Here is an 18,957-nt window from a genome sequence, read left to right as displayed (position 1 = left end):
GGGTTACCGCATCGCGCGGGAAGCGGCAGACGCGGCGAAGATCAGGGATCGCAGAGGGGACGCATGTCGGAGGCGGAGCAGTCGCGGGACACGGCGAAGGACCCCGGGCGGGACGCCGCCGCGGGGGCCGCGACCGACGGCGACCGAGGAGTGGTCCCGGCCGCGCGTGAGCCGGAGCGGGACGACGCGAAGGGCACACCGGACGTGAAGAACGCGCAGGTCGAGCGGGGTGCGGAGGAAGCCGCAGCACCGGCCGCGCCCTCCGTGACGCCCGCGGACTCCGCGGTTCCGGCGGACCAGGCGGACCCGGTGGACCTGGTGAAGCCCACGAGGGCGGCGGGTCCGGTGGATGCCGCGGGCCCGAAGGGCTCGGGTGTCCCGGACGTGAAGGACGTTCAGGACACCCCGGGCGGTCCGGACGTGAAGGACGTTCAGGACGCGTCCGCCGGGCGGCTGCGGGGGACCGAGCCGTCGACCGGGCGGGCCGGGTTCGGCGCGGGCGACGGTGACGGCGAGAGCGACCGTCCCCCGGCGCGTGCCGCCGCGCGCGGCACCGGTGGCGACCGGGGGCGCAAGGCCCCGGTCAACGAGGGCCGGCTGCTCGCCGGCCGCTACCGGCTCGGCGGGATCCTCGGCCGCGGCGGCATGGGCACGGTGTGGCGTGCGGTCGACGAGACCCTCGGCCGTACCGTCGCCGTCAAGGAACTCCGTTTCCCCACCAGCATCGACGACGACGAGAAGCGCCGCTCATCACCCGGACCCTGCGCGAGGCGAAGGCCATCGCCCGGATCCGCAACAACGGCGCCGTGACCGTCTACGACGTCGTCGACGAGGACGACCGTCCGTGGATCGTCATGGAGCTCATCGAGGGCAAGTCCCTCGCGGACGCCGTCCGCGAGGACGGCACGCTCACGCCCCGGCGCGCCGCCGAGGTGGGCCTCGCCATCCTCGACGTGCTGCGCTCCGCGCACCGCGAGGGCATCCTGCACCGCGACGTGAAGCCGTCCAACGTGCTGATCGCCGAGGACGGCCGCGTCGTCCTCACCGACTTCGGCATCGCCCAGGTCGAGGGCGACCCCTCGATCACCTCCACCGGCATGCTCGTCGGCGCCCCTTCGTACATCTCGCCGGAGCGCGCCCGCGGCCACAAGCCCGGACCCGCCGCCGACATGTGGTCGCTCGGTGGACTCCTGTACGCGGCCGTCGAGGGGAGCCCGCCGTACGACAAGGGCTCCGCCATCGCCACGCTCACGGCGGTGATGACCGAGCCCGTCGACCCGCCGAAGAACGCGGGACCCGAGCTGGAGAAGGTCATCTACGGCCTGCTCGCCAAGGACCCGGCCCAGCGGCTCGACGACGCCCGCGCGCGGGTCCTGCTCCGCGCCGTGCTCGACGCGCCCGAACCGGCGCCCCAGGTCTCGCCCGAGGTCACCAGGGTCGTACCGCTTCCGCCGCCGCCCCCCGGCCGGCCCCCGGTGCCCCCCGCGGTCGACCGGGGCAAGACGCCCGACGCGTCCGCCGACCGGATGCGGGGTGCCCTGAAGTCCGTACGGAACGCGGCGGCGTCCGTGAAGGCCGAGCCGAAGGCCTCGTCGACGCCGACCGCCGGGACGGCGGGGGGCCGCCGCCGCGAGACGGCAGGGCGGCGGTAGACCGACTCCGGCCCGCGCGTCGCTGACCGACGTCGTACCGCGCCGCACGCTGGTGATCATCGCCGCGGTCGCCGTACTCGCCCTGCTCGGGACGATCCTCGCGGTCTCCCTCAAGGGCGGCGACGCGGGCAACCAGGGCAAGGACAGCGGGGGCACCACGGCCTCGGCCGGCGCCTCCGCCGGCGGTGACGGCTCCAGTGGCTCCGGCGGATCGGACGGCGGCAAGGGTCAGTCGACCGGCGGCGCCGGCCAGCAGGGCGGCGCGCAGCCCGGCGACACCGGTTCCAACGGGTCGACGGGCGGTGACGACGCGACGGGCTCCACGGGTGCCACGGGCTCCACAGAGGGGTCCGGCGGTTCGAACGGCACCGGCACCACGCCGACCGGCAAGCCCGGCGGCGGCACGGGCACCCAGCTGCCCGCCGGGTACACCCTCGTCACCAACGACCGCTTCCACTTCTCGATGGCGATGCCCGCCACCTTCAAGCTCCGCTCGATACCGGGCTACAGCGGTGGCGGGATATTCAGCGAGAGCGGCGGCTTCCCGCGTATCCAGGTCGACTTCAACTCCAGCCCGAAGGACAACGCGGCGGCCGCGTGGGAGCTCGGCAAGATCGGTGTGGCCGCCACCAGCAAGAACTACAAGCACTTCGGCATCAGGACGGTCTCCTACAAGGGCTACCCGACCGTCGCGGACTGGGAGTTCGAGCGCACCCAGCAGGGCATGCGCGTCCATGTGCTCAACCGCGGCTTCAAGGTGGACGCCCAGCACGGCTACTCCATCATGATCAGCTGCAAGGCGGAGGAGTGGAACGGCGCGGAGTGCAGGACCCTGCGCGAGACGGCGTTCGCCACGTTCAGCCCCAAGGACTGACCGGCGGCACGTATCGTGAGAGTTCGAGGACCGTACGCAGCCGAACAGAGCCGATAACTGCACGCTGCCGGACCGGAATTGTCGGACTCGCGTGATCCCGCCCGATCCCGGGGATCCGCGGGTCGACGGGGGACAGCGTGCGCGCGTGGGGAGGCGTCGTGGACGACTACGCGGGAAGGGTGCTCGCGGACCGCTACCGCCTGCCGCTGCCGCCGGCGGACGCGGAGACGGACGCGTACGACCCGGCCGAGACGCGCGCCTTCGACACGTTCAGCGGGCAGGAGGTCCTGGTCCGCCAGGTGCCGCTGCCGGAGTTCGTCGACGCCGAGGTGCTCGACGGCGAGGGCGGCCCGGCCGGTCCCTACGGCGCCGCGGGCCGGGCGACCCGCCGCCCGGCCGAGCCCGTCGTACGCCGGGCGATCGAGGCGGCCCAGGCGGCCGCGCAGATCCCCGACCATCCCCTGCTCGACCAGGTCTTCGACGTCTTCGCGGAGGCAGGTTCGCTCTGGATAGTGAGCGAACGCATCGCGGCCCGACCGCTGGCCGCGCTCCTCGCGGAGCGGCCGCTCAACCCCTACCGCGCGGCCGAGATCGGCGCCGACGTCCTCACCGCCCTGCGCGCGCTCCACGCCCACGGTTGGGTGCACCGGAACATCACGGCCCGGACCGTGCTCGTCTGCGACGACGGCCGGGTGGTCCTCACGGGCCTCGCGGTGGGCGCCGCGGAGGAGGCCCTCTGCGGGTACGCGCCGCCCGTACCGGAGTCGGAGCCGGACGCGACGGCGTGGCAGGCGCCGGGGGAGGAGCACGGAGGCGGGGGGTACGGCTCCGAGGAGTACGGCGCGGAGGAGCGGGGCGCGGAGGAGTACGGCTCCGAGGTCTACGGCTCCGAGCTGTACGAGGCTGAGGTCTACGAGGAGGGCGACGGGCACGTCCCGTACGGGACGGACGACGTCGAGGGACCCGTCGGGGAACTGGTCGATGACCTCGTCGATGACCTCCTTGATGAACGCGACGACGACCTGGTCGACGAGTCGGCAGAGGCGTCGGCCGCCGATCCGGTAGAGGCGTCGGCCGAAGGCGCGGCCTGGCAGCCGGAGCCGGAGCCGGAGTCGATGCCGGACTACGGCTATGGATACGGCCATGGACATCGCTACGGCGACGAGGTGCACGTCCCCGAACCCGCCCCGTACGCCACCGAACCCGCCCCGGAAGACCCCGACCACCCCACCCCGCCCCCCTACGGAACCGCCCCCGGCGGCTACGGCACCGACCCCTACGGCCGGGCGCTGCCGGCGGCGCCCGCCGCCGAGACCCAGCCCGCGCCCGTGCCGCCCACCGCCGATGTACGGGCCGCCCGCGCCGGGGCCATCGCCGCCTACCGCGCCGGTGCGCGTGCCGCGGCCAAGCTCGGCGAGACCGGCGCCCTGCCCGTACAGCGCCCCGCGCCGGCGGACCCGCCCGAGCCGCCCCCGGCGCCGACCGCGCAGGCGGCGGGTGCGCCCGAGCCGCAGTGGTGGGCGCGGGTGGCGGACGACGACGAGGACGACGAGGACGACGGCGACGAGCCGTACGGCGCGGGTCCGCAGGCGGGTCCGCCGCCGCGCGTGATGCTGGCCGGCAATTGGAGCGACGGCCCGCACGCCTCGCGGGACAGCTCCCCGCCGATCCCGGCCGGTGGCGGTTCGGGTCCCGCCCGGGGCCCCGTGCTGCCCGGTTCGGGCCGCCCGGCCCTGCCCGCCGGCTACACGGCCGCGACCCCGGACCCCGCCCGGCTCCCGGTTCCCACCGGCGCCCGGGAGGAGGCCCTGGAGCCGGCCAGGATCCCGGCCCAGGCCCAGGCCCAGGCCCAGTCGGACCGAGGCCCCACCACCCGGCTCGCCGCCGAGCGGGCCCGGCAGACCCGGATCGCGGTCGTCGGTGCCGTCACCGAGCGCTGGGCACCCGAACAGGCAGGCCCCGTCCACGAGAACTGGCGCCTCGCCCCTCCGATCGGCCCCGCCACCGACCTGTGGGCACTCGGCGCACTCCTCTACCGGGCTGTCCAGGGCCACGCCCCCTACCCCGAGGACAGCGCCGCCGAACTCGTCCAGCTGGTCTGCGCGGAGCCGCCCGCCTTCGCCGAGGAGTGCGGCCCGCTGCGTCCGGTCGTGGAGTCCCTGCTGCGCCAGGACCCCACCGAACGCCCCGACTTCGAGGAGCTGCGCGGCTGGCTGCGCTCGCTCGTGCGCTCGGCTCCGGAGCCCGAGGCGGGCATCGGAGTCGTACCGCTGCCGTCCTTCGACGAGAAGCGGCTGCCGATCGTGCGCCGGCGCGGTGAGCTCGTGCGCCGTCGGCGCGGCGGAGCGGGCGCGGGCCGTCACCGCCACAAGCGCGGCAAGGACCCGCGCCCCCCGGCCCAGGGCCCCGTGCGGGCCGATGCCCGGGAGGACGTCCGCGAGGACTTCCAGGAGTACCGCGAGGACTACCAGGAGTCGTTCCACGAGGAGATCCCCCAGCGCGCGTCCAGAGAACCCAGAACACCCAGAGAACCCAGAACACCCAGAACACCCAGGACGCCCAGAGCTCCCCGCGCGACCAAGGCGCCCCGCGGTGGCCGGCCGTCGTCCTCTCGGCCTCCCGGCTCCCCGCAGGCCCTCGGCCGTACGCTCCTGGTCCTGGTCTTCCTGCTCCTCGGCGGGGCCGTCGCGTACGCCGTCCTCTTCATGCCCGGCGACGGGGAGCAGCCCACCGCGCCGACCACTCCCACGGCCGGCCAGACCCCGCGTACGACCGCATCCGCGAACCCTCCGTCCGCGACGACGGCGCCGACCACGGCACCGCCGACCTCCGCACCGCCGGCCACCCCGCGCACCACTCCGCCCGCCGCGGATCCCTCGGCTCCGGCCCTCGCCGCCGGGTACACGGTGCGGCAGGACCCCGAGGGGTTCCGGATCGGGGTGCCGAACGGATGGCGGCGCAGTCCGATCAACGACGCCGGGCAAGTGCGCTACACCAGCGGCGACTTCACGATGATCGTCGTCCCCGGCCGCGACAGCGTCGCCGACAACGGCTCCGACCCGCTGGAGTACCAGAACTCCAAGGAGCGCGAGCTTGAGCCGTTCCGGGGGTCGAGCTGGTCGCGGTCGGACGAGACACGCCGGGTCGACATCGGTACGACGGCGACGGCCACGGGCAGTTACTGGTGGCTGGACAGTACGGGCCGTCAGGTGTTCGTCCGCAACCTCGCCCTGATCGACGCCGGCCGGTACCACGTCGTCCAGGTCATCGGCCCGGAAGACCGGACCAAGAAGGTCACCGAGATCTTCGACGAGGCCACGAAGGCGTTCCGTCCGGGCCGCTGAGCGGGACCGTGTGGGGAGGGGGTGCCCGGAATGCCCATCGGCCCCTGGTCACAGTGCTGTTCCTATGGGCGCCCCGAGGTTCCGCCACCCGTACCCCCTCCGTAACCTGTCATCCGAAGGAACGGGCGGGGGCAAGTGGAACATTCTCAGAGCACGGGCACGGGGCTGTTGCTCGCCGGTCGCTACCGGCTGGGCGAGTCCATCGGACGCGGCGGCATGGGCAAGGTCTGGCGGGCACACGACGAGGTGCTGCACCGCGTCGTGGCGGTGAAGGAGTTGACGGCCGGCCGGTTCGTGGCGGAGGCCGACCGCCTCGTGCTGCACGCCCGTACGCAGAAGGAGGCGCGGGCCGCCGCGCGGATCACGCACCCGGGTGTGGTGACCGTCCACGACGTCCTGGAGCACGACGACCGGCCGTGGATCGTGATGCAGTACGTCGACGGTCCCTCGCTCGCCGACGCCGCCAAGGAGAAGGGCCCGATCGACCCGCACGAGGCGGCCAGGATCGGTCTGCACGTCCTCGGTGCGCTGCGCGCCGCGCACGCGGCCGGGGTCCTGCACCGGGACGTCAAGCCGGGCAACGTCCTGCTCGCCCGTGACGGGAGCGTCCTGATCACCGACTTCGGGATCGCGGCGATCGAGGGTGACGCGACGATCACCCGGACCGGCGAACTCGTCGGTTCCATCGACTATCTGGCGCCCGAGCGGGTGCGGGGCGGCGACCCCGGTCCCGCCTCCGACCTCTGGTCGCTCGGCGCCACCCTGTACACGGCGGTGGAGGGCACCTCGCCGTTCCGCCGTACCTCCCCGATCAGCACCATGCAGGCCGTGGTGGCCGAGGAGCCGCCGTACCCGGAGAAGGCCGGGCCGCTGGCCCCCGTCATCGTGGCCCTGCTGCGCAAGGACCCGGCGCAGCGGCCGCAGGCCGACGAGGCCGGGCGGATGCTGCTCGACGCCATGGAGGGGCGTACGCCGGCGGCGGCGCAGGCGTACGTTCCGACCCAGCGGGTGGTGCGGGAGGAGCTGGACCCGACCGGGGACGGCTCGGTCTCCGGCCACGACCTCGTCACGCTGGGGGAGGAGCCCGACGGCCCGGGGCCGACGGGCACGGCGCGCGCTTCGGCGCCGTCCGGTTCCGCCCAGTGGCCCCAGGGGCAGTCCTCCCCGCCCACCGTCGTGCCGCACACCGTCGTGCCGCCGTCCGCCGGCCCCGCCGCCTCCGGCTGGGGCTCCGGCTCGGGCTCCGGGTCCGGATCGGGCTCCGGCTCCGGCCGTGGCCGGAGCTGGCGCACCGCCGTCCTGGCCGCGCTGCTCGCCGGCCTCGTCGCGGGCGGCGCCGTCTTCGCCGCCATGAACTACGCGGGTGGCGACCGCGGCGGCGACGGCGGACGCACCACGGCCACCGGCCCCGCCCCCACCACCGCCACCCAGGGCACCCGGAGCGACATCCCGGACGGCTGGCACCGCGTCGAGGACCCGGAGGGCTTCAGCCTCGTCGTGCCGAAGGGCTGGAAGCGGCAGACGGAGGGCGACAACATCGACTACACCCCGGACAACGGCCGCCACCGCATCCGGATCAACGTCGACCCGAACCCCGACTTCGAGAACCCGTACATGCACGCGCTCGACCTGGAGCGCATCGTCGCGAAGCGGATGGAGTACACCCGGGTCAAGCTCGGCCAGACCACCTATCGCGACCAGGTCCGCTCCAGCCTGTGGGAGTTCACCTGGACGGAGAAGCGGGACTTCCCCGGGCCGCGGCACGCGATCGACCTCATGTACTACACCGATGACGGCACGGAGTACGCGATCTACATGTCGTCTCCCGAGTCGAGCTGGGCGACCACCCGCGAGCAGTTCGACGTCGTTCTCCAGCACTGGCGGGCGCCGGGCGACTGACCCGGTGAGAATCTCCGGCTCGGGCCTCCTCACAGCCATGAGCCGCTGATCAGGGCTTATGTGCCAGTGATCGCTGGCGTGATGTGTGCACCCGGTGAAATCGCGTTACCGACGGGTACCCAAAGGGCGGAACGACGCCTACCCTCGGCCTCATGACGGACTCGCAGGCCCCCGCCGCCCTCTCGGTTCCCGACGCCCCCGCCGCGCAGGCCGGAGCCGCGCCCGCCGGGGCGACCAACCCGGTCGCGCCCGCGCCCGCCGGTGCCCGCACGGCCGCCGACGTCGTGACGCCCGAGGTGGTCGCCCGGCTCACGCGCGGTGTCGTCGGCTCCGGCCGGACCGCGAACCACACCCCGTTCACCGGGGCGAAGCTGGCGGACCTGCCCGAGTCCACGCCCGAGGACGTCGCCGAGGCCTTCACGCGCGCGCGTGGCGCGCAGGCCGCCTGGGCCGCCACCCCGGTCAGGGCCCGCGCCGCCGTGCTCCTGCGCTTCCACGACCTCGTCCTCCAGCGCCAGGCCGAGGTCCTCGACCTCATCCAGCTGGAGACCGGCAAGGCGCGCCTGCACGCCCACGAGGAGGTGCAGGCGGTCGCCGTCGCCGCCCGCCACTACGGCCGCAAGGCCTCCTCGTACCTGAAGCCCCGCCGTCACACCGGCGTCGTGCCGACCCTCACCAAGGTCACCGAGCTGCGCCAGCCGCGCGGTGTCGTCGGCCAGATCGCCCCCTGGAACTACCCGCTCGAACTCTCCGTCGGCGACGCGCTCCCCGCGTTCGTCTCGGGCAACGCCGTCGTCATGAAGCCCGACACGGAGACCGCTCTCACCGCGCTGTGGGCCCGTGACCTGCTCATCGAGGCCGGGCTGCCCGCCGAGGTCTTCCAGGTCGTCCTCGGCGACGGCCCGGTCGTCGGCCCCGAGGTCGTCAAGCACGCCGACTACGTCTCGTTCACCGGCTCCACCCGTACCGGCCGCGAGGTCGCCCAGGGCGCCGCCGCCCGGCTCGTCGGCGTCTCCCTCGAACTCGGCGGCAAGAACGCCATGCTCGTCCTGAAGGACGCCGACATCGAGAAGGCCGCCGCCGGAGCCGTCCGCGCCTGTTTCTCCTCCGCCGGCCAGCTCTGCATCTCCATCGAGCGCCTGTACGTCCACGAGTCGATCGCCGACGTCTTCCTCGACCGCTTCGCCGCCCGCACCAAGGCCATGCGGCTCGGCAACTCCCTCGCGTACGGCGCCGACATGGGCTCGCTCGTCGGCGAGCGCCAGCTGGAGACCGTCACGAAGCACGTCGAGGAGGCCGTCGCCAAGGGCGCCACGCTCGTCGCCGGCGGCGTCGCCCGCCCCGACATCGGCCCCCTCTTCTTCGAGCCGACCATCCTCGACGGCGTCGAGGCCCCGATGGCGGTCTGCGGCGAGGAGACGTTCGGCCCGGTCGTCTCGATCTACCGCTTCCGCGACGAGGACGAGGTCGTCGACCTCGCCAACGCCACCCCGTACGGCCTGAACTCCTCCGTCTGGACGAAGGACTCGCGCCGCGGCCACGCGGTCGCCGCCCGGCTGCGCACCGGCACCGTCAACATCAACGAGGGGTACGCCCCCGCCTACGGCAGCGTGCAGTCCCCGATGGGCGGCATGAAGGACTCCGGGCTCGGCCGGCGCCACGGCTCCGAGGGCATCCTCAAGTACACCGAGGCCCAGACCGTCGCCCAGCAGCGGCTGATCCCGCTCGCGCCCTCCTTCGGGATGGACGACGAGAAGTACGCCGCGTTCATGAGCGTGTCCCTGAAGGCGATGAAGGCCCTGCGTCTGCGCTGAGCAGCGCGCTGAGCAGGCTCTGCGCCTCCCCCTCCCGACTGTCCCCTTTTCGTACGAGGAGAGCCATGACCGCGGTACCCCCTACCCAAAATCAGGAGCCGGCGGAGGACGAGGCGTACGACTACGACGTCCTCGTCGTCGGTTCGGGCTTCGGCGGCTCGGTCACCGCGCTCCGCCTCACCGAGAAGGGCTACCGGGTCGGCGTCCTGGAGGCCGGCCGCCGCTTCACCCGCGAGACGCTGCCGAAGAACTCCTGGGACGTGAAGAACTTCCTGTGGGCCCCCGCCCTCGGCCTCTACGGCATCCAGCGCATCCACCTGCTGGGCAACGTGATGGTGCTCGCGGGCGCGGGTGTCGGCGGCGGCTCCCTGAACTACGCCAACACCCTCTACGAGCCGCTCGCGCCGTTCTTCGACGACCCGCAGTGGAAGGACATCACGGACTGGCGCGAGGAGCTGAGCCCGTACTACGACCAGGCCAAGCGGATGCTCGGTGTCCGGATCAACCCGACCATGACCCCGTCGGACGTCCACCTCAAGGCGACCGCGCAGAGCATGGGCATCGGTGACACCTTCCACATGGCGCCCGTCGGGGTGTTCTTCGGGGACGGGCAGGACGGCGACGGTACGGCGAAGGCGAAGCCGGGCGGCGAGGTGCCCGACCCGTTCTTCGGCGGCGCCGGACCCTCCCGCAAGGCCTGCACCGAGTGCGGCGAGTGCATGACCGGCTGCCGGCACGGCGCCAAGAACACCCTCAACGAGAACTACCTCCACCTGGCCGAGAAGGCGGGCGCGATCGTCCACCCCATGACCTCGGTCGTCGCGGTCACCGAGGACTCGCGGGGCGGCTACGCCGTCAGGACCCTCCCCTCCGACAACCGGAGGAAGGGCAAGGGCCGTACCTTCACGGCCCGCAAGGTCGTCATCGCCGCCGGCACGTACGGCACCCAGACCCTGCTGCACCGGATGAAGGACACCGGCCTGCTCCCCCGGATCTCGGCCCGGCTCGGCGAGCTGACCCGTACCAACTCCGAGGGCCTCGTCGGCTCGCAGACCACCGACCGGCGCTACCGGAAGAAGCACGGCAAGGAGAAGGTCGACTTCACCCGGGGAGTCGCCATCACCTCTTCGATCCACCCCGACGAGAACACCCACATCGAGCCCGTCCGGTACGGCAAGGGCTCGAACTCGATGGGCGCGCTGACGGTCCTCCAGGTGCCGTACGGCGCGCACCGGGTCCGCAGGTGGCTGCTCGACATCGTCAAGCACCCCGCACTCGCGGCCCGCTCGCTGTCCAACCGGCGCTGGTCGGAGCGGACCATCATCGGCCTCGTCATGCAGTCCCTGGACAACTCGCTGACCACCTACCGCAAGCCGGGCGGCATCGGGAAGGGCCTGCTCACCGCCCGCCAGGGCCACGGGGCCCCCAATCCGACGCAGATCGAGGCGGCGACCCGGGCCGCGAGCCTCCTGGCCGAGGAGATCAACGGTTTCGCCGGCTCCAACGTCGGCGAGCTGATGGGCACCCCGCTGACCGCCCATTTCCTCGGCGGCTGCCCGATCGGCGCGGACGCGGAGTCCGGCGTCATCGACCCGTACCACCGGCTCTTCGGCCACCCGGGGATCTCCGTCGTGGACGGGGCGGCCGTCTCCGCGAACCTGGGCGTGAACCCGTCGCTGACGATCACCGCGCAGGCGGAGCGGGCGATGTCCTTCTGGCCGAACAAGGGCGAGGAGGACCCGCGGCCGCGGCAGGGCGAGTCGTACGTACGGATCGCGGCGGTCGAGCCCAAGGCCCCCGCGGTCCCGGCCGAGGCCTTCGGCGCGCTGCGGCTGCCGTTCCTGGGGATGCCGGTGGTCCCGCCGAAGGCGTCCTGAACGGACACAGGTAAGGGGCGCTGCACCCCCTCCGAGTGCAGCGCCCCTACCAGCTTTGGTGTTGCTGCATAGATGACCCGCGACCGGCGGGGATGGTTGTAGCGGTTGCACGAGATCTTCATGTGACGCGCGTCACATCGAAGGGGATGCGTATGGGCAGGGCCCCGTGGCGCGATTCCGGTCGCGGCACGGGGCCCTTGGGGGTCGGCACCGGTGTCAGGGCAGCGGCGGTGCCGAGCGGGGCGGCGCCGGGGGTTGCGCCGCGTGGGAGAGGGTCGGAGGGGACGGAGGGGGACGGAGCCAGTGGTCGCGGTCGCGACCGGGAGAGCCGGTTGCGGCCGGCCCCGAGCGTCCCCGGGGCCGACCGCTCCTTCTGGGTGACCGGGCTGCTGTCCCCTGCTGTCCGGTCACAAGCGCTGGTGCGAGGTCCCACGACGTACCTGGGGTACGCCACACGCCCCAGCGAAGCCACGCGTGGTTTCTTACGGGCCCGCCCCTGGCTGGCACGGACACCCGGACCAACGAAGCCGGGCCGGAGCCGGTCACGCGCCGTACGGGTGAGAGCGGGCCCGAACTCAGATGCGGGGACACACCCGGATACGCGAGCGCACGCTCGGCTGCGGGGACGGGCCCGGTCGCGCAGAGCACCCGCTCCGCCGCGGGGACGCACCCGCTCACGCGAGCGCGCGCTCAGATGCGGCCCCGGCACAGCTCCAGCATCGTCATCGCCAGCGCCGTACCCGGCTTGCCGAGGGCGTCCCTGTAGTGGCCGAGGACCTCCATCTCGCGGGCCAGGTTCACCCGACGGCCGCCGGAGGAGATCCGCGCCTCCTGGATGACGGCCGAGACGGCCATCCGTTCCTGGATGAGACCGATGATCCGGTCGTCGAGCGCGTCGATGCGCTCACGGGAGTCACCGATCAGCGCTGCCGCCTCGTCGGTGCGGGCGCCGGTCTTCTCGGGGGTGGCGGTGTTCGTCGTCATGGTGGGGCTCCTGGGGTGTCGGATGCCCCGGGGCGAACCGGCCCGGGAACGACAGAACGCCCCGGGCTGTCAGCCCGGGGCGCCTGGGAAGTCGCTTGTCAGTTGCTCAAGCAGCACGACCATGGCAGCCGGTGGGCCGGTTGCCATAGGTAAAGACGAAGGTCGTGAGCTTGCGCATGGCGACAGTATGGACCCCCGCGACGGACCGGAGCCAACCCGGGTTCGGATGGTGAGACGAAAAGCGACACCGGCGCGCCGGTAGAATCGACAAATAGCACCCCCTTCGGGGGACCCTCCTCCTACCGCCGGAAGGCCGCCGTAGTGTCATCAGCGACCCCCGCTGCCGCGCCCGACGTCACCAACCCGGACGTAGTCCTCGTTGTCGACTTCGGCGCCCAGTACGCCCAGCTCATCGCCCGCCGCGTCCGTGAGGCCCGGGTCTACAGCGAGATCGTCCCGTCCACCATGCCGGTGGCCGAGATGCTGGCCAAGAACCCGAAGGCGATCATCCTCTCCGGCGGCCCGTCCTCCGTGTACGCCGAGGGCGCCCCGCGCCTCGACCGTGCGATCTTCGAGGCGGGTGTCCCCGTCTTCGGTATGTGCTACGGCTTCCAGCTGATGGCGACGACCCTCGGTGGCACCGTCGACAACACCGGCGCCCGCGAGTACGGCCGTACGGGGCTGCACGTCTCCAAGGCCGGCTCCACCCTCTTCGAGGGCACCCCGGTCGAGCAGTCCGTGTGGATGTCGCACGGCGACGCCTGCTCCGCCGCCCCCGAGGGCTTCGCCGTCACCGCGTCCACGGACGTCGTGCCGGTCGCCGCCTTCGAGAACGACGAGAAGAAGCTCTACGGCGTCCAGTACCACCCCGAGGTGCTGCACTCCACGCACGGCCAGCAGATCCTGGAGCACTTCCTCTACCGCGGCGCCGGCATCGAGCCCAGCTGGACCACGGGCAACGTGATCGAGGAGCAGGTCGCGGCCATCCGCGCCCAGGTCGGCGACAAGCGCGCCGTCTGCGGCCTCTCCGGCGGCGTCGACTCCGCCGTGGCCGCCGCGCTCGTGCAGAAGGCCATCGGCTCGCAGCTCACCTGCGTGTACGTCGACCACGGCCTCATGCGCAAGGGCGAGACCGAGCAGGTCGAGAAGGACTTCGTCGCCTCCACCGGCGTCAACCTCAAGGTCGTCGACGCGCAGGAGCGATTCCTCACCGCCCTCGCCGGCGTCTCCGACCCCGAGACCAAGCGGAAGATCATCGGCCGCGAGTTCATCCGGGTCTTCGAGCAGGCGCAGCTGGAGATCCTCCAGGAGGAGGGCCCCGAGGTCGCGTTCCTCGTCCAGGGCACGCTCTACCCGGACATCGTCGAGTCCGGCGGTGGCACCGGCACCGCCAACATCAAGTCCCACCACAACGTGGGCGGCCTCCCCGACGACATCGAGTTCGAGCTTGTCGAGCCGCTGCGCCAGCTCTTCAAGGACGAGGTCCGCATGGTCGGCCAGGAGCTCGGCCTGCCCGAGGAGATCGTCCAGCGCCAGCCGTTCCCCGGCCCCGGCCTCGGCATCCGCATCGTCGGCGAGGTCACCAAGGAGCGCCTGGACCTGCTGCGCGAGGCCGACGCGATCGCCCGCGAGGAGCTCACCGCGGCCGGTCTCGACCGCGAGATCTGGCAGTGCCCGGTCGTCCTGCTCGCCGACGTCCGCTCCGTGGGTGTCCAGGGCGACGGCCGCACCTACGGTCACCCGATCGTGCTGCGTCCCGTCTCCTCCGAGGACGCCATGACGGCCGACTGGTCGCGCCTGCCGTACGACGTGCTCGCCAAGATCTCGACCCGCATCACCAACGAGGTCGCGGACGTCAACCGAGTCGTCCTCGACGTCACCAGCAAGCCGCCGGGCACCATCGAGTGGGAGTAATCCCTCCCGCAGGTGTATGAGGCCGCCGCCCCGGTGTTCGGGGGCGGCGGCTTCGTCGTGTCCGGCCCCTTCGCCCGCTTCCATGGCGTCCGGGCTCTGGTGACTTGACCGGCCGGGCATTACCTTCCGGCGCATGAGCGTGATACCCGACCCCGTTCCCGTCGACCGGCTCCACTTCGCCATGCCGCCCGTCCACGCGACGGCCGACGAGGAACGCACCCATCGCAAACAGCGGCTCGCCGGCGCGCTCCGGGTCTTCGGGCGGTTCGGATACGAGGAGGGCGTCTCGGGCCACATCAGCGCCCGCGACCCCGAACTCCCCGACTGCTACTGGGTGAACCCCTTCGGGGCGCCGTTCGAGGAGATCGCCGCGAGCGACCTCATCCTGGTCAACGGCGACGGGCAGGTCGTACGGGGCGGGCAGCACGTCAACCAGGCCGCGTTCACCGTCCACGCCCAGGTCCACCGGGCCCGGCCCGACGCCGTGGCCGTCGCCCACACCCACTCCCTGCACGGCCGGGCCCTCGCCTCGCTCGGCGAACTCCTCGACCCGATCACCCAGGAGGCCTGCGCCTTCTACCAGGACCACGCCCTCTACGACGCCTACACCGGCGTCACCGTGGACCCCGAGGAGGGACGCCGGATCGCCCTCGCGCTCGGCACGTTCAAGGCGATCGTGCTCCGCAACCACGGGCTGCTCACCGTCGGCACCTCCGTCGACGCGGCCGCCTGGTGGTTCATCGCCCTGGAGCGCTGCGCCCAGGTACAGCTGGCCGCGCGGGCGGCCGGGAAACCGGTCCTGATCGACCACCGCGAGGCCGTCGCCACCCGTGAGCAGCTCGGCAGCGACCTCGTCGCATGGATCAACTACCAGCCCCTCTGGCGCAGGATCAGCCGCACGGAGCCCGAACTCCTGTCGTAACACCATCGCTTCACCCTTCTGTACGTCAATGCGATGGCGCGGCAATCACCCTCCGGCGGGGCGCACGCGGCAGGCGCGGGAGCCGCCGGTGCGACACAATTCCGTGGAACCAACGGCTGGTTGACCCTTCGGGACGCACCGGTACGTGTCGTGAAGTGAGCTCGGGAAGTGAGCACCGTGGCGGTTCAAGAGGCGAGACAGTACGGCGAGCACGCGACGGCCTGCGCGGGCTGCGCCCACTGCGGACAGACCGGCCACCGGCGTGCCGTCGCCGCCTTCCTCGCACGGCGCGACGAACTCGCCGCCGGGCACGGCGTCCCCGCGGCCGTCGCCCACTCACCGGTCGCCGCCCGCCAGTGGGTCTCCGACGAGCTCGCCCAGTCCGCCCGCGCGGTGGCCGTGCACGGCCGGGAGGCCGGCGTGGCCTGGCTCGACCGGGTACGGCGCGGCGGACTCGCCGCGGTCTGGGGCGCCGTCGTCGCCCTGCTCCTCGGCCAGGCCCTCACCGCCGTGGGCGGCGGCTGGAGCTCCGCCCGGACGGCCGGTCTCTGCACCGCCCTCGTCCTCGCCGTCCTGCTCAGCGCCGCCGCCCACGCCCACCGCGCGCGCGGCGGTCTGCTCGCCCCGCTGATCGGCGAGGACAACCGGCTCTCCACCACCCGCGCCGTCGCCGCCGGCTGGCTTCTGTTCCTCGGCTTCACCCTCCTCTTCCTGGCCTTCCTGTCGCCCGCCGTGAGCGCCTTCTCGCTCGCCCGCGGCGCCGGTCTGCTGACCGTCCTCGCCCTGGTGTCGGCCGTCACCGTGACCGCCCGGCTCGTCGTCGCGGCGGGGATCGCGTCCCGCCGTCTCCAGAAGGTGCGCGCCGACCGTCCGCGCGCCGCCGATCTGCTCTGCGACGACAGCGGCCGGGCCGCCCTCGCCGACGTCCAGTACGTCCTCGTCTCCGGCTCCGTCCTGGTGCTTGCGGCCGTCGCCCTCGCCCACGACCCGGCCGGGCTCCCCGGGGTGCCCTGGTCCCTGGTGCTCCTCGTCGGCGTCTCGGCGGCCTGGCACCTCGCCGCGAAGTACACCGAGGGCGTCCGCCCCACGATCCACTCCGTGGTCCGGTCCCGAGAGGCCGGCGACCTCGACGCCCCCATCCGCACGGGCGACGACATCGAGATCCGCGGCTGCGGTTTCGTCCCGCCCGGGGCCGGCGCCCCCGACCCGCTGACCCGTCTGGTCGTCCGGATCGGCCCGGTCCACGCCCATGTGCCGCTGGTCCCGGTCCCGGGCGGCTTCGCCAACCCCACCGACGCGGCCCTCACCGTCCCCCTCCCGGCGGACGTGGAACCGGGCCGGGTGGAGGTCTCGGTCGTGACGGCGGCGGGCGTCGAGACCAACCGGGTCACGATCGACGTCGTGGATTGATCCCTCCGGCCGTCCTTCCCGTATCCCTTCACAGGCTGGGCGAGGAGAATCGTTCCGCGAACAGTCGTACGGGGCGAGGAGAGGTGACCGACGATGACGGCACACGCGGACCGGGCGGGCGGCACGGCCGGCGGGACCGGCGGCGCGGGCGGTACGAGCGGCCCGGACGGCACCCGCGGCGCGGGCGATACGAGTGGTGCGGGCCGCGCCGGTGACGCCGGCCGGCTCGACCGGTGGAAGGCACTCGGCTCCCGCTACGCCCTCCTTCCGCTCCGGATCTTCCTCGGGGTCACGTTCATCTACGCCGCGTTCGACAAGCTCACCGACTCCGCCTTCTTCGCCGACTCCGGCACGGGCTCCATCGGCGAGATGATGACCGGTGTCCGTGACAGCTCGGCCATCCCCGCCCTGGTCGACCTCGCCCTCAAGAACCCCCCGGCTTCGGCTACGCCATCGCCTTCGGGGAGCTCGCCGTCGGGATCGGGACCCTCGTGGGTCTCTTCGCCCGCGTGGCGGCCCTCGGTGGCGCCCTCATCTCCCTGAGCCTCTGGCTGACCGTGAGCTGGCAGGTGAACCCGTACTACCTCGGCAACGACCTCGCCTATCTGATGGCCTGGCTGCCGCTGCTGCTGGCCGGGGCGTCGGTGCTGTCGCTCGACCGGCTTCTCGCCGAGCGACGCCGGACGCGGTAGACGATCCAGGTCACGAGGCCGGCCGTGCCCAGGCCGCCGAAGAGGACCGGGAACACGACGTACCACGGGGTCGTCCAGGCCCCGGTGGCGTCGCCCGCGTAGAGCCCGGCCAGCGTGAGGGCGGTGAGCCCGGCGATCATCCTGCCGGGGCGGAACTCATGAAGCAGCACGGGTGACCTCCACCTGTCCGATGCTGACCTTGAGAGAGAGGTCCAGGGCGCCCGCCGGGGTGGTCCCGGCCGGCGGGTTCAGGGTCCGGGTCACATCGCGGTCCGGCGAGATGTCGATGTCGTTCGCCGGCTCGCCGGGTAGCTGCAGATCGCCGAGTCCCACCTGGGCGTGGAGCTTCACGACCGCGTCCTTGGGGACGATCACCTTGAGCCGGCCGGCGCCCACCTCGATGTCCGACGACACGGTCGTGCCCGCCGGGACCGCCAGCGTCGACAGATCGAGCGTGCCGACCCCGGTGCCCAGCTCGTAGCGCGGCTGCACGGCGGCGACCGATGCCGGTCTCCACGTCTCGCGTATCCACTCCGTGGTGATCTGGCCGGGCACCGCCGTGGTCAGGGACAGCAGGCCCGCCGTGACCACGGTGAGGAAGATCGTGCCGAACCCGGTCCTGCCGAGGAAGCTGCTGACGACCAGACCGAGGCCGAACACCGCGAGGGCGGCGACCAGACCGGTCTGCAGGCTGGTGCCCAGCGGCTCGCTCTCCCAGGTCAGGGAGGTGCCGATCACCGCCGCGACCATGGCGAGCAGATAGACGAGACCGCCGATGGAGAACGGGCTCCGCCGGATCGAGGGCTTCGGGCGCCCGGGAGCGGCAGGGCCGGCGTTCCACTGGCCGCCCGGCTTCGGCACCTCGCCGTTCACCAGGCCGTCCCGGTCGACGATGCCGTGCGGCCCCCACAGGTAGCCGATGGCCACCTTGCCCGTCGAGCCGTCCTTCACGATCGGGTCCCGCCACCAGGAAGGGAACTCGACGAGCGGCGGGGCCTTGGTCTCGGGCGGGGCCTCCGCGACCGGCCGGGAGGCGGTCGCCGTGTCCGCCCGTCCCTCCGCCTCCACCACACCGGCCTGCCGGTGCCGCGACCAGATCGCCGCCGACGAGAGAGCGAACGCGACCAGCAGGGCGGAGCCCAGCATCGTCCCGCTGTGCAGCATGGACAGGAAGACCCCGGAGCCCACCAGCGCCATCAGTATGGCGGCCAGCGTGCCCCCGGAGACGCGGCCCGTCAGCAGTCTGCGGCCCTCGTTCTCCTCCTCGCCGTCGAGGGGGATCAGCAGCCACGCGAAGCCGTAGAAGATCAGCCCGAGGCCCCCGGCACGGAGAGCACCCCGATCACGACTCGGAAGATCACCGGGTCCAGGTCGAAGTACCGGCCGAGGCCACCGCAGACACCGCCCACGACCTTGCTGCCGCGCGAGCGCCGCAGCGGCGGGGCGGAGACGGCCTCCGCCGGCGGCGGGGCCTCGGCTTGCGAAGGCATCGAACTCGTCATGCGTCCATGGTGACGGCCCGTGACGCCGAGCGGCACCGGGGCCGACCCTGGCCCGACCCTGATATTCGGCGCC

8 protein-coding genes and 3 pseudogenes are annotated in these 18,957 nt (G+C 72.9%); 9 read left to right on the top strand and 2 right to left on the bottom strand.

Annotation, left to right across the window (positions count from 1 at the left end; translation table 11 throughout):
- Positions 1-63: 63 nt before the first annotated feature.
- The 5 genes and pseudogenes from N5875_RS15475 (at position 64) to N5875_RS15455 (ending at position 11,460) form a co-directional block, all read left to right on the top strand.
- Positions 64-2,526, top strand: a pseudogene (locus N5875_RS15475) (serine/threonine-protein kinase).
- A 158-nt stretch (positions 2,527-2,684) separates the two neighbouring features.
- Positions 2,685-5,870 (top strand): protein kinase, encoded by a 3,186-nt coding sequence (locus N5875_RS15470; RefSeq protein ID WP_338494376.1) that lies wholly within the window; start codon positions 2,685-2,687, stop codon positions 5,868-5,870.
- A 135-nt stretch (positions 5,871-6,005) separates the two neighbouring features.
- Positions 6,006-7,769 carry a serine/threonine-protein kinase gene (locus N5875_RS15465; protein ID WP_338494374.1) on the top strand — a complete coding sequence of 588 codons (1,764 nt, stop codon included), beginning with the start codon at positions 6,006-6,008 and terminating at the stop codon, positions 7,767-7,769.
- A gap of 152 nt (positions 7,770-7,921) precedes the next feature.
- Positions 7,922-9,583 carry a succinic semialdehyde dehydrogenase gene (locus N5875_RS15460; protein ID WP_318208740.1) on the top strand — a complete coding sequence of 554 codons (1,662 nt, stop codon included), beginning with the start codon at positions 7,922-7,924 and terminating at the stop codon, positions 9,581-9,583.
- Between the two features lie 65 nt (positions 9,584-9,648).
- Positions 9,649-11,460, top strand: coding sequence for a GMC family oxidoreductase (locus N5875_RS15455; RefSeq protein WP_318208741.1), 1,812 nt, complete (start codon positions 9,649-9,651; stop codon positions 11,458-11,460).
- 690 nt (positions 11,461-12,150) lie between these two features.
- Here N5875_RS15455 and N5875_RS15450 read toward each other — a convergent pair.
- Positions 12,151-12,444, bottom strand: a complete 294-nt coding sequence (locus N5875_RS15450; protein ID WP_318208742.1) for a chorismate mutase — start codon at positions 12,442-12,444, stop codon at positions 12,151-12,153.
- A gap of 321 nt (positions 12,445-12,765) precedes the next feature.
- Between N5875_RS15450 and guaA the strand changes: the two genes are divergently transcribed.
- The 4 genes and pseudogenes from guaA to N5875_RS15430 all read left to right on the top strand — a co-directional run bounded on the left by guaA (position 12,766) and on the right by N5875_RS15430 (position 17,382).
- Entirely contained in the window at positions 12,766-14,358 is a 1,593-nt protein-coding gene (guaA, locus tag N5875_RS15445) for a glutamine-hydrolyzing GMP synthase (protein ID WP_318208743.1), read from the top strand.
- Between the two features lie 133 nt (positions 14,359-14,491).
- Positions 14,492-15,280, top strand: a complete 789-nt coding sequence (locus tag N5875_RS15440) for a class II aldolase/adducin family protein (protein WP_318208744.1) — start codon at positions 14,492-14,494, stop codon at positions 15,278-15,280.
- A gap of 168 nt (positions 15,281-15,448) precedes the next feature.
- Positions 15,449-16,690 (top strand): hypothetical protein, encoded by a 1,242-nt coding sequence (locus N5875_RS15435; protein ID WP_338494372.1) that lies wholly within the window; start codon positions 15,449-15,451, stop codon positions 16,688-16,690.
- Between the two features lie 93 nt (positions 16,691-16,783).
- Positions 16,784-17,382 (top strand): annotated as a pseudogene (locus tag N5875_RS15430) (DoxX family protein).
- A 156-nt stretch (positions 17,383-17,538) separates the two neighbouring features.
- Here the strand turns inward: N5875_RS15430 and N5875_RS15425 are convergent.
- Positions 17,539-18,884: pseudogene (locus tag N5875_RS15425) on the bottom strand (PspC domain-containing protein).
- Positions 18,885-18,957 lie beyond the last annotated feature (73 nt).

The sequence above is a fragment of the Streptomyces sp. SJL17-4 genome, assembly GCF_036826855.1.
Classification (GTDB): domain Bacteria; phylum Actinomycetota; class Actinomycetes; order Streptomycetales; family Streptomycetaceae; genus Streptomyces.
This window is presented reverse-complemented; position numbering and strand designations above follow the sequence as displayed.